This window comes from Streptomyces sp. NPDC006510 (assembly GCF_040611955.1).
Classification (GTDB): domain Bacteria; phylum Actinomycetota; class Actinomycetes; order Streptomycetales; family Streptomycetaceae; genus Streptomyces.
Window position 1 is genome coordinate 40,086 of the sequence record NZ_JBEXPH010000044.1, and the last position, 9,404, is coordinate 49,489.

Below are 9,404 nucleotides of genomic sequence, written 5' to 3' on the forward strand. Positions count from 1 at the left end.
GGGAGGGGTGACGCGGTCCGTCCGGGCTGGTACGCCGGAGGCATGCGGTATCCGGACGGGGGCGGGCTGACCGCCGAGCAGCGCAGGCGCCGGGAAGAGGTACGGATGCGGGCCGTTGACCTCTTCGATGGGGGCGTGGAAGTCCCGTGCATCGTCCGGGAGTTACGGGTGAGTGAGAAGTCGGTCTACCAGTGGCGCCGCACCTGGAGGACGGGCGGACGCGAGGCGCTGCGTTCCAGAGGCCCCTGCGGCTACGACTGTCGGCTCGGCCCGCACCTGCAGACCAAGCTCGCGATGTGGCTTGATGAGGGGCCGGCCGCGCACGGCTGGGCGGACGACCAGGTGTGGACCGCCGCGCGGGTACGCACGCTGATCGGGCGGAAGTTCCACCTCTCCTACAGCGTCTCCGGAGTCACTCGGCTGCTGCACCGCATGGGCTGCAGCGTGCAGATGCCCGCCCGGCCCGCCGCCGAACGCGACGAGGACGCGATCACCGCATGGCGGGAGGCGACCTGGCAGGAGGTAAAACCCTCCGGGCGGCGACCGGCGCGTTCATCTGCTCCGAGGACGAAGCGGGCGTGACCGGTCGGCCGCCCAAGGGCCGTACCTGGGGCCGGCGCGACATCACCCCGAGGGTCAAGGTGTCCGGCCGTAGCCGGGGACGTCTCTCGGTGGCCGGTCTGCTGTGCTTCCGGCCGGGCCTGCCCGCCCGTCTGTGCCACCGGCTGCGTCGGCATACCGGCCGCAAGGGCGAGCGTCGCTCGCTGGGCGAGGCGGACTGCATACGCCTGTTGGATGGCGCCCACCAACTGCTCAAGGCCCCGCTGATCGTGGTGTGGGACCGGCTGAGCACCCACATCTCCAAGACGATGAAGGCACTCGTGGGCCCTGACCCCGGGTTTTGGACACCGGAGAGACTTGGATCTTGATGGTCCAGGAGAACGGAGTCCCTGTGGGGATGAAGCACTACCCCGCCGAGTTCAAGGCTGACGCGGTCGCGTTGTACCGGTCCCGTCCAGGAGCGACGATCAAGTCGGTCGCCACCGACCTCGGAGTGAACACGGAGACGCTGCGGAACTGGATCCGGGCCGCTGACGGACGCCGGTCCGGCGCTCACTCCACACCTGCGGCGGCGCCACGGCCTGACGGTGACGGGGTTCAGGCGGAGCTGGCGGCCGCGAGGAAGAGGATCCGCGAGCTGGAGGAGGAGCGGGACATTCTCCGCAAGGCTGCCCGGTATTTCGCGGGGAGACGCGCTGGTGAACCGCTGCCAGTTCGTTGAGGATCACCAGCGCCGGTTCGGCGTCAAGCGGCTCTGCGACATCCTGGGCATCGCCCGCTCGAGCTTCTACTACTGGCGCCGCACCGCCCCGGACCGCGCGGCCCGGCAGGCCGCCGATGAAAGGAACTCCTCTTCCGCCTTCGCCTAATGCACCCCGAGATCACCATCGTCTGGGCGGACTCCGCCTACGCCGGAAAGCTCGTGACCTGGGCAAAGAAGTATCTCAGCCTCACGATCAAGACCGTGAGCCGCCCCAAGGGCGCCTCCGGGTTCATCGTGCTGCCCCGCCGCTGGGTCGTGGAGCGAACATGGGCCTGGGTGATGCACGCCCGCCGGCGGCCGGCAGTTTCAGTGGCCGAAGCCGGAGCCAAAGCTGTCCCCCGGCGCTGGCTTCAGTCCCAGATCTGCGGGCCCGATGAGCATCGGCCTGGATGTGCTGATACCGGAAGGGCCGCCGCGCAGAATCCGGACCTTGTCGTCGGCCCCGCTCGTGTGCGACGTGCTGACTGCCAGCTCCGCCGCGCCGTCGCCGTTCAGGTCCTGGATCGCCAGCCGGGGCCACACCGGGAGGCCGGAAATGCTCTTCGCGTTCTTGCCCGTCAAACCCTTCGGTCCACCGCGCAGCACCAGGGTCACCGTCTTGTCGCCTTTGAGGGGGGCGCTGAACGCGACGTCGGCGTAACCGTCGCCGTTCACGTCACCCGTCGTCGGCGCGTATCCGAAGTTGCAGCGGGAGGAGACCGGCTCGCCAGGCAGCCCCGGTGTCTTCTCGTTGATCGTCGTGGGTTTCAGGCTGATGCTCTGCCCGCTCTTTCCGCCGTACGCGACCATCAGCCGGCTGCCGCCCTCGGGCGTGGCTTCGTCGCCGATGATCTCGCAGGTGAGGCTGACGATCACATCGGCGAAGCCGTCCTTGTTCACGTCGGACGTGAGGGTGGTCGATCCGTACATGTCCTTGCCTCGCTCGTCCTTGAGGCGCGGACCCTTCCTCAGTACGCCGTTGGCCGCTCCGCGGTACACGAGGGTGGCGCGGGGGGTCGGGATCTCGTCCGCGAACACGTGCGACCAGGTGACCACCAGATCGTCCTTGCCGTCGCCGTTCACGTCGCCGACGCCGGTGGGCCGGGGGGTGTAGTACGACGGCTTGTCGGGGGTGAGGTCGAGCGTCTTCGTGCGGACCGGCTTACCTGTCCGTGTGAACGGGCCGAACCGTATCGTCGCCTTGGGGTCCGCGCTTCGGCTCGTGACGAGGTCGGCGTGGCCGTCGCCGTCGAAGTCGCCGGCGACCGGCGTGGCGCCGCTGAGCTTGGCTGCTCCGGAGAGCTTCTTCTTTCCGCCCCAGACCACGAAGACCGTGTTGCTGCCGGTCTGCGTGATGAGGTCGCTTCGGCCGTCGCCGTCGAGGTCGGCCGAGATGGCACCGCTGCCGAAGCGGCCGCCGGTGCCCGCTTTGCCGAGGCCGAGGCTGTCCTGGGTGATCACCTGGTGGCGCCGGGTGTCGGGTCCGGCAGTCGAGCCGCTCACCACTGCCGCGTAGCCGGCGGCGTACTTGCCGTTGACCGTGGCCGCCGTGTCGGTGATGACTAGATCCTCCTTCCCGTCGTTGTCGAAGTCGGCGTGAGCCCCGGTGGTGTCGGGGTCGGCTGCGGGCCGCTTCGTGGCTGCGGCGGTCTGCGTCATGCGCGGTGTGACGGTGGAGTCGGGGACGGCCGCGGGGGCCCCGCAGGCGGCCACCGCGGTCAGGGCCAGGGTGGAGACAAGTCGTTTCCGCATGAGGAGTTGGACCGGGGCCGCCCCCGAATGGTTGTGCGGGCGGCCAGGCAGGCCGTACGACGGTACCCACGCCGGTACGGGGCACAGCCACCCTGCCGTCGGGCCGTTCGAGGACCGGCACGGGCCACAGACCCTCGGCGCCCGGTTCCGCCGCCACCCTCTCTTCCGCAGCCGGCGGTCCCGCCGCCACTGCCTGGCACGACACACCGACGACCAGGACCAGGAGCACGAGGCGAGGACGGTGAGGACGTCCTGGAGGACGGAGACGGGGCAGGGGTGAGGGTGAGCGGGGCGGCGGCCGGGGTGTTGCTGTTCCGTGAGGAACGCGACCCCGCGGTCCTGGCCCGGTTCGTGCGGCTGCGGGTCATCGACCCGGAAGGGGCGTACTGGCGGCGCGAGATCGAGGCGGCCGGACGGTGGCTGCGGGAGACCGGGAACACCGTGCTGCGGGGGCCGTACACGGTCATCACGCCGGAGGACTGGGGCGCGGTCGGTGGGTATCCGCTCGGGCAGTGGATCGCCGACCAGCGCCGCGCCTACACGGCCGGAACACTGGAGGCCGGGCGGGTCGCCGAGCTCGAAAAGCTCGGGATGGTGTGGTCCGAGCAGGACGCGGCCTGGTCGGACGGGATCGCCGTCGCCAAGGAATACGCCGCGGTGCGCGGCCACTTCCTCCCGCCGACCACCGCCGTCTGGGACGGGCACCCCATCGGTGCGTGGGCGAAGAACGCGAGGGCGGCAGCCCGGAAGGCGCGGGAGAACGAGGAGCTGCGTGTGGCCGGCCTCCCCGTCCCCTCGTCGGGCCGGCGCGATGTCCCAGGCGCGGCGGGACGAGCTGGACGTGATCGATCCGGGGTGGTGCCCGGTATGGGACACCGCGTGGCAGCGCTGCTACCGCCTCGTCCAGAACCACATCCAGGCCGGCGGCACACTCCCGGAGACCGTGGGCAACGTCGTCGTGCAGGGCGAGGACCTCGGACGCTGGGTCACGGCGCAGCGATACGGGTGGGAACAACTCCTGCCCGCACAGCAATGGATCCTGGAGAACACCCTTGAGATCACACCAGCCGGGGAAGACGAACGGCCGGTGAAGCAGACGCAGGATACGAAGTGGGCGGCCAACCTCGCAGCAGCACGGCAGTTCCACACCCGTGAAGGACACCTACGAGTACCCCGCAAGCACATTGAACAGCTGGACGGGGAGGCGGTCCCGACAGGCCCTCAGGACGGCGCTGACGGCGGCGTGGTGGTCAAGCTCGGCGCGTGGCGCGACAACGTCCGCAAACGCGCCGGGAAGCTCGCCGAACAACGCCGAACCGACCTCGATCAGCTCGGCATGCGCTGGTAAGACAGCCCGAAGAAACCCGCTTGAGGGTTCTGCGCTGTCTCTTCCACAGTTGCGGGCTGCAATCAGACAGGACGCTACCTGCAGGAGGGCACGCACTCATGCGCACTCTTTACGTCGTCACCCATCCGGAGGCGACGCACCACGTCGAGGGAGTCGTCGGCGGATGGCATGACTCGCAGCTGACGCCCGCCGGCGTCCGAGCGGCGGTCTCCATCGCCCAGGCACTGCGGGCCCAGATTCCGGACGGCGCCGAGGTGGAGCTGTTCTCCTCGGATTTGCAGCGCACCCTGCGGACGGCCGAGGAGGTGGCCGAACTGTTCGGCGTGAAGCCGGTCCTGGATCGCAGGCTTCGGGAGAAGTCCTACGGCGAAGCGGAGGGAAGACCGCAGGAGTGGCTCGACCGGCGCTTCATCCCACCGCCGGCTGTCGGGGAACGGATGGACCACGACGAGGGCGTGCAGGGTGCAGAGACCAAGGCATCGTGGGCGCAGCGCATCTACGAGGCCATGGACGAGATCCTGCAGAACCCTTACGAGCACCAGATCATCGTGACGCACGGCGGCTCCCTGACCTGCATCGTGGCGTCCTGGATCAAGATGCCGATCGAGTCAGCCGGCTATGCCGGCTTCCGGGCGCTCTCCGGCAGCATCACCACACTGCGCGAAGACGACTTCTTCCACAACCGCCAAGTCATCAGCCTCGGCGGCACCTGCCATCTCGACTCCGCCAAGGCCGGATGACCTCAATCACTCGATCGTCTGGAGCAGGGTGCGCAGGGCGTGGTCGAGGGTTTCGCGTTCGTCGGGGGTGAGGGCGGAGAGGAGGCGGGATTCGTTGGCGGCGTGGTCGGTGACCGCGGCGTCGACGACTCCGTGTCCGCGGGCGGTGAGTGCGACATGGAAACTGCGGCGGTCGGTGGGATCGAGGCGGCGTTCCACCAGGCCGTCTGCCTCCAGGCGGTCCAGGCGGTTGGTCATGCCGGCGCGGGAGAGCATCAGGGTCTTCGCGAGGGCGGACGGGATCAGGGTGTACGGGGGGCCTGAGCGGCGCAGTGCGGCCAGTACGTCGAACTCGCCGCGGCGCAGGCCGTGTCGGGTGAAGACTTCTTCGAGTGCGGGGGTGAGGAGGAGTGAGAGCTGACCCAGTCGTCCGAAGACTCCCATCGCCGACAGGTCCAGGTCCGGCCGTTCCTTGTGCCACTGGTCGAGGATCTGGTCGACCGCGTCCCTGGGCTTCCGGCGTTCGTCGACAGTCGCGCCCTGTTTGGTTACGTCTCCCTTGGTCACGCCTCCATCTTATTCGACGGCTGATAGTTAGCTGTCGTACTATTCGATACAGAATTACTTCTGTCGATCTCGGTCCCGGCTCGCGGCCGGGGCCGGATACGGCTCCGATGAATGGAGGGGCATATGTCCTTGATCACTCCCGATGCCCAGGGCGGAATCCTGGTCCGGGATGCCGAGGCCGAGATAGCGGGCAGCGCCGACAGCGCCATACGGCTCTTCGCCGACGCCAGCACCACCGGCGGAGCCCTGAGCGCCCAACGGGTGACCCTCACCGCGGGCACCGACGGAGCCTCACCTCACCACCACACCGGATCCGCCGAGCTCTTCTTCGTACTCGGCGGCCGACTCCAGGCGCTGACCGGGGACAGCGTGATCACCGCGGACGAGGGAGACTTCCTCCTCGTGCCACCAGGACTGCCGCACGCCTTCGCCGCCGAACCCGACGCGGGCGCCGACATCCTGATCGTCATCACCCCCGGCGTCGAGCGCTTCGACTACTTCCGGCTGCTGGACCGTGTCCGCAAGGGCACGGCCGATCCACAGGAACTCCTGGACTCGCAAGAGCGCTTCGACAACTTCTTCGTGGAGAGTGCCGCGTGGCGGCGGGCCCGTCAGCGTCACTGATCGCCCCCGCCACCCCGACCCCGACCCCGACAGCTACGAGGCCGACCTCGCCGACGCCCTCGACCAGCTCATGCACCACGCCCGCACCGGACACGCCACCCCCACTGCACAGCACCTGATCACCCGCACGCCAGCCAAGCCGTTGTCCGGCACGTAATGCACCCACCTGCGATCGGTCCCCGTTTCCGGTCAGCCGTGCGTGCACCGGCCTACGATCCGCCGAACGCCGTGGAATCGATCGTCCAGACCCAATCTTCAGTGAGGAATCGTCACACATGAGCGACAGCCGCACCATCACCAACTCTGCCGGGCTGCACGACCCCACCCCGTTCGGTTACAGCCATGCCGCTTCCGCACCCGGCGATCTGGTGTTCATCGGTGGGCAGTACGCCTCCGACGACACCGGCCAGGTCGTGCCCGGTGACTTTGCCGCACAGGTTGAGCGGTCCTTCGGCAACCTGCGCACCGCGCTCGTCGGCGTCGGTCTTGGTTTCGAACATGTCGTACGGCTCGGCACGTACATCGTCGACCATGACCTGGAGAAGCTGGAGATCCTCGGCAAGGCGCTGCACGGCGCCTGGGCCGACCGGCTGCCCGCCCAGACACTCAGCGGGGTCACCTCGCTCGCACTGCCCGGGATGCTCTTCGAGATCGACGCGGTCGCGGTCCGTCCGGCCGAGGGATCCGAAAGCTAGTGCCCTGAGTCGGGAATTCGGATCAGATATCCGGCGAGGCGCTCAGAACGCCGTGCAGGGCTGCTCTATGCGGCGAAGCCGACGTTGGTGACGTACTTGTACTGCCCCCACTGCGACCCCAGGTCGACGATGACGTCCTCCCAGGCGTCGTCCAGGCCCTGGTGGTCGCCGGATGCCCAGGCCTCGACGATGCGGTCCCAGCGGCGGACGTTCATCGTGCGGTACTCCACCATCCGCTGAAGCGGCCGCGGCACCTGCGACTGGTTCAACGGATGGATCTCCAGCAGCGTTCAGGCAGTGGACCGCCGACCAGCGCCGCGCCTACACGGCCGGGACGCTGGAAGCCGGGCGGGTCGCCGAACTGGAAAAGCTCGGGATGGTGTGGTCCGGGCAGGACGCGGCCTGGGCGGACGGGATCGCCGTCGCCAGGCAGTACGCCGCCGCCCACGGCCACTTCCTCCCCCCGACCACCGCGACGTGGGCCAGGCACCCGATCGGTGTGTGGGCAAAGAACGCGAGGGCGGCGGCGCGCAGGGCGCGGGAGAACGAGGAGCTGCGCGCGGCCGGCCGTTCTGTTCGGCCGGCGGCCGGGGCGAGGCGCGGCGGGATGAACTGGACGCGATCGATCCGGGGTGGTGCCCTGCCTGGGACACCGGGTGGCAGCGGTGCTACCACCTCGTCCAGAACCACGTCCAGGCCGGCGGCACCCTCCCGGAGACTGCGGGCGACGTCGTCGTCCAGAGCGAGAGGTACTCGCCGGCCGCCTGAAACCGTCCAGGAGAGCGCCCTGGTCACGGCTATGACTTCGTGCGGCCTGCTGAGGCTTGCTGAGTGTCCGCGCCGGAGCTGGCATCTTGCCGCTGGGTCTCCTGGGGGCCGTGCCAGTCCAGGCACATCACGGTGGCATCGTCTTCGAGCCGGCCGCCAGCGGCGTCCAAGACCGCGGACGTCAGCGTCAGTGCGGTCTCCCGCGGATGCAGGTCCCGGGTGCGCTCCACCAGGGCGAGCAGGTCGACATTCTCCCCATGACGTTCGAGCATGCCGTCGGTCAACATGAGCAGACGGTCGCCGGGGCGCAGATCAATGTCCTGAACGCGGTAGGGGTGGGGGGCGGGCAGGGACAGGCCGAAGGGATGGTCTACCTCGCAGGTGATCACCTCCGGAGCTCCCTCGCGCATGCGCAGCGGCCAGGGGTGGCCGGCGTTGACGAGTTGGGCCTGGCCGGTGTGGAGGTTGATGCGCAGTAGCTGCCCGGTGGCGTGGCCGTGGGCGTGGTCGGCCAGGGCCTGGTCGGCCCGGTGGGCTTGCTCGGCCAGGTCGGCTCCTGCGCGGCGGGCGCTGCGCAGGGCGCTCACCAAGACCGTGGCGGCCAGGGCGGCGTCGATGTTGTGGCCCATGGAGTCGGTCACCGACAGGTGCAGGGTGTCGCGGTCCAGGGCGTAGTCGAAGGTGTCGCCGCTGAGGTCTTCGGAGGGCTCCAGGCTCCCGCACAGTGTGAACTGTGCAGCCTCGCACGACAGTGACATGGGCAGCAGCTGGTACTGGATTTCTGCAGCCAAGGTGGAAGGCCTGGGGCGTTTGCCCCAGGCGTAGAGATCGGTGAACCGCCCGTTGGCGATCACGATGTAGGCCAGGATGTGGGCGGCTTCCCTGATCGCATTGAGGAAATCCTCGCCGGGGTCGGCGGGCAGGAGCAATTCCAGCAGCCCGATGGCATCCCCGCGGTTGGTGACCGGCGCGATCACCCGCTGTTCCTGACCGGTCGCCTTCTGATACAGCCGCTGGGTACGGATCACCTGCTCGTAGACGCTGCCGAGCAGGGGGAACCGCTCCGCTTCCCGCCCCAGGGTGCCGGCGACGGGCAGCCGCGCCACCGCCTTCCCCGTCAGGTCCACGATGAGGAAAGAGACCTTCGTAGCTTTGAAACGCCGCCGCAGGTCCTCCGCGACCACATCGACGGCCTCCACCGGCGCCGCCATCTCCGCAGCTGCCAGCAACCGGGCAAGTTCGCTGTGCTCAGCACCCACGACCACGCTCCCTACCAGCGCCCCTCATATCAGCTTGGGAACCGCCACGGGGAGCGTCAATCTGTGACCAGTCACAGTAAAGACCGCCCCGGCCTCGTCCAGGCGCGATCAACACCCCGAAGCGCAACAAGACGCCCCGAAAGCCGCAGGGTGCGAACAGATCTTCACCGGCAAGGCGTCCGGCAAGCTCGCCCGCCGGCCCGATCTCGACAAGGCCTTCCTCGTCGCGTGCGAGGGCGACCAACCCGAACTCGGCCTGCGGCAGCCCAGGCGGGGGTCTATCAGGAATCAGGTGTGGTTCGTCTGTTTGGCCTACAGGTTCTTCGGTGGGCTGATCGGCCTACGCTCGGATGGCGGTGAGGCGGCCGT

General features: G+C 68.9%; 12 protein-coding genes and 4 pseudogenes. 12 read left to right on the plus strand and 4 right to left on the minus strand.

Annotation, left to right across the window (positions count from 1 at the left end):
• The first annotated feature begins 42 nt into the window (after positions 1 to 42).
• The 5 genes and pseudogenes from ABZY11_RS16260 to ABZY11_RS16280 all read left to right on the plus strand — a co-directional run.
• Positions 43 to 582: a winged helix-turn-helix domain-containing protein gene (locus tag ABZY11_RS16260; protein WP_356479759.1), complete on the plus strand. Its 540-nt coding sequence runs from the start codon at positions 43 to 45 to the stop codon at positions 580 to 582.
• Positions 579 to 929: a hypothetical protein gene (locus ABZY11_RS16265; RefSeq protein ID WP_356479760.1), complete on the plus strand. Its 351-nt coding sequence runs from the start codon at positions 579 to 581 to the stop codon at positions 927 to 929. Before ABZY11_RS16260 ends, ABZY11_RS16265 begins: the two co-directional genes overlap by 4 nt.
• The gene (locus tag ABZY11_RS16270; RefSeq protein ID WP_356479771.1) at positions 929 to 1,282 is read left to right on the plus strand and encodes a transposase; all 354 of its coding nucleotides are present in this window, start codon (positions 929 to 931) and stop codon (positions 1,280 to 1,282) included. The genes ABZY11_RS16265 and ABZY11_RS16270 overlap by 1 nt, the downstream gene beginning before the upstream one ends.
• Positions 1,260 to 1,430, plus strand: a complete 171-nt coding sequence (locus ABZY11_RS16275) for a hypothetical protein (protein ID WP_356479761.1) — start codon at positions 1,260 to 1,262, stop codon at positions 1,428 to 1,430. The genes ABZY11_RS16270 and ABZY11_RS16275 overlap by 23 nt, the downstream gene beginning before the upstream one ends.
• A pseudogene (locus ABZY11_RS16280) lies at positions 1,403 to 1,618 on the plus strand (transposase); the annotation flags it as partial. The gene ABZY11_RS16275 and the pseudogene ABZY11_RS16280, both read left to right, overlap by 28 nt.
• Positions 1,619 to 1,630: 12 nt before the next feature.
• On the opposite strand, the gene ABZY11_RS16285 reads toward ABZY11_RS16280, so the two are convergent.
• Positions 1,631 to 3,055, minus strand: a complete 1,425-nt coding sequence (locus ABZY11_RS16285; protein WP_356479762.1) for an FG-GAP and VCBS repeat-containing protein — start codon at positions 3,053 to 3,055, stop codon at positions 1,631 to 1,633.
• Between the two features lie 27 nt (positions 3,056 to 3,082).
• Between ABZY11_RS16285 and ABZY11_RS16290 the strand changes: the two are divergent.
• The 3 genes and pseudogenes from ABZY11_RS16290 to ABZY11_RS16300 form a co-directional block, all read left to right on the plus strand.
• Positions 3,083 to 3,589 (plus strand): annotated as a pseudogene (locus tag ABZY11_RS16290) (hypothetical protein); the annotation flags it as partial.
• A 277-nt stretch (positions 3,590 to 3,866) separates the two neighbouring features.
• On the plus strand, positions 3,867 to 4,403 hold the full coding sequence (locus tag ABZY11_RS16295) for a helicase associated domain-containing protein (protein WP_356479763.1): 537 nt from the start codon (positions 3,867 to 3,869) through the stop codon (positions 4,401 to 4,403).
• 98 nt (positions 4,404 to 4,501) lie between these two features.
• Positions 4,502 to 5,143: a histidine phosphatase family protein gene (locus tag ABZY11_RS16300; RefSeq protein WP_356479764.1), complete on the plus strand. Its 642-nt coding sequence runs from the start codon at positions 4,502 to 4,504 to the stop codon at positions 5,141 to 5,143.
• Positions 5,144 to 5,149: 6 nt separating this feature from the next.
• Here the strand turns inward: ABZY11_RS16300 and ABZY11_RS16305 are convergent, their stop codons facing one another.
• The gene (locus tag ABZY11_RS16305) at positions 5,150 to 5,689 is read right to left on the minus strand and encodes a MarR family transcriptional regulator (protein ID WP_356479765.1); all 540 of its coding nucleotides are present in this window, start codon (positions 5,687 to 5,689) and stop codon (positions 5,150 to 5,152) included.
• 123 nt (positions 5,690 to 5,812) lie between these two features.
• Here ABZY11_RS16305 and ABZY11_RS16310 point away from each other — a divergent pair, with 123 nt between their 5' ends.
• A complete protein-coding gene (locus ABZY11_RS16310) occupies positions 5,813 to 6,313 on the plus strand; it encodes a cupin domain-containing protein (protein WP_356479766.1) in 501 nt (166 codons plus the stop codon).
• 275 nt (positions 6,314 to 6,588) lie between these two features.
• Entirely contained in the window at positions 6,589 to 7,008 is a 420-nt protein-coding gene (locus tag ABZY11_RS16315; protein ID WP_356479767.1) for a RidA family protein, read from the plus strand.
• A gap of 65 nt (positions 7,009 to 7,073) precedes the next feature.
• On the opposite strand, the pseudogene ABZY11_RS16320 reads toward ABZY11_RS16315, so the two are convergent.
• Positions 7,074 to 7,292 (minus strand): annotated as a pseudogene (locus tag ABZY11_RS16320) (transcriptional regulator); the annotation flags it as partial.
• 92 nt (positions 7,293 to 7,384) lie between these two features.
• Here ABZY11_RS16320 and ABZY11_RS16325 point away from each other — a divergent pair.
• Positions 7,385 to 7,492, plus strand: a pseudogene (locus ABZY11_RS16325) (hypothetical protein); the annotation flags it as partial.
• 17 nt (positions 7,493 to 7,509) lie between these two features.
• Positions 7,510 to 7,776, plus strand: a complete 267-nt coding sequence (locus ABZY11_RS16330) for a hypothetical protein (protein WP_356479768.1) — start codon at positions 7,510 to 7,512, stop codon at positions 7,774 to 7,776.
• 29 nt (positions 7,777 to 7,805) lie between these two features.
• Here the strand turns inward: ABZY11_RS16330 and ABZY11_RS16335 are convergent, their stop codons facing one another.
• On the minus strand, positions 7,806 to 8,987 hold the full coding sequence (locus ABZY11_RS16335; RefSeq protein ID WP_356479772.1) for a PP2C family protein-serine/threonine phosphatase: 1,182 nt from the start codon (positions 8,985 to 8,987) through the stop codon (positions 7,806 to 7,808).
• Positions 8,988 to 9,404 lie beyond the last annotated feature (417 nt).

Bases quoted from the DNA above. Each gene is read 5' to 3' on its own strand.
- ABZY11_RS16335 (WP_356479772.1), bottom strand. From the start codon at position 8,987: ATGGCGGCGCCGGTGGAGGCCGTCGATGTGGTCGCGGAGGACCTGCGG.
- ABZY11_RS16270 (WP_356479771.1), top strand. From the start codon at position 929: ATGGTCCAGGAGAACGGAGTCCCTGTGGGGATGAAGCACTACCCCGCC.
- ABZY11_RS16315 (WP_356479767.1), top strand. From the start codon at position 6,589: ATGAGCGACAGCCGCACCATCACCAACTCTGCCGGGCTGCACGACCCC.
- ABZY11_RS16260 (WP_356479759.1), top strand. From the start codon at position 43: ATGCGGTATCCGGACGGGGGCGGGCTGACCGCCGAGCAGCGCAGGCGC.
- ABZY11_RS16300 (WP_356479764.1), top strand. From the start codon at position 4,502: ATGCGCACTCTTTACGTCGTCACCCATCCGGAGGCGACGCACCACGTC.
- ABZY11_RS16285 (WP_356479762.1), bottom strand. From the start codon at position 3,055: ATGCGGAAACGACTTGTCTCCACCCTGGCCCTGACCGCGGTGGCCGCC.
- ABZY11_RS16310 (WP_356479766.1), top strand. From the start codon at position 5,813: ATGTCCTTGATCACTCCCGATGCCCAGGGCGGAATCCTGGTCCGGGAT.
- ABZY11_RS16295 (WP_356479763.1), top strand. From the start codon at position 3,867: ATGTCCCAGGCGCGGCGGGACGAGCTGGACGTGATCGATCCGGGGTGG.